Origin of the sequence: Aquimarina hainanensis, assembly GCF_042684685.1 — a bacterium.
GTDB classification, from domain to species: domain Bacteria; phylum Bacteroidota; class Bacteroidia; order Flavobacteriales; family Flavobacteriaceae; genus Aquimarina; species Aquimarina hainanensis.
This window is the reverse complement of sequence record NZ_JBHULX010000044.1, coordinates 1-690: the sequence shown is the minus strand read 5'-3', so window position 1 is coordinate 690 and position 690 is coordinate 1. Positions and strand designations below refer to the sequence as shown.

Annotated in this window: 1 pseudogene; it reads left to right on the top strand. The window is 44.6% G+C overall.

Annotation, left to right across the window (positions count from 1 at the left end):
• Nucleotides 1–690 (top strand): annotated as a pseudogene (locus ACFSTE_RS20570) (hypothetical protein); the annotation flags it as partial.

The window sequence follows — 690 nt, the reverse complement described above, 5'->3', positions numbered from 1 at the left end:
AGTGATAATGATGGAGTTGCAGATATCGTAGAAAACGGAGGAGTTGATACCGATGGAGACGGAGCGATAGACTACCCGACTCCGGGAGATCCAACCTCTATGGCAGATGTTGATGGTGATGGATTTGCTGATAGTGTTGATACGGATGATAATACAGTTGCAGGTACAGGAGATGGCGGAACGGCTCTGGTTGTAGGAGACCAGGATAATGATGGAGTTGTAGATTACTTAGATTTAGATAGTGATAATGATGGAATTTCAGATACAATAGAAAACGGAGGAGTTGATGCAGATGGCGATGGAGTTTTAGATGGAATTACCGATACTGATGGTGATGGATTTGCAGATAGTGTTGATACGGATGATAATACGGTTGCAGGAACAGGAGATGGCGGAACCAATTTACCGTCACCGGACAGTGATAATGATGGTATTATAGATAGCCTGGATTTAGATAGTGATAATGATGGGCTAACAGATATTAGTGAAGCTGGAGGAGTAGATACTGATGGCGATGGAGCGATAGATTACCCAACCCCGGGAGATCCAACCTCTATGGTTGATGTCGATGGCGATGGATTTGCTGATAGTGTTGATACAGATGATAATACGGTTGCAGGTACAGGAGATGGCGGAACGATGCTACCGTTACCCAATACCGATGGTACAGGAGGGCTGGATTATCAGGAT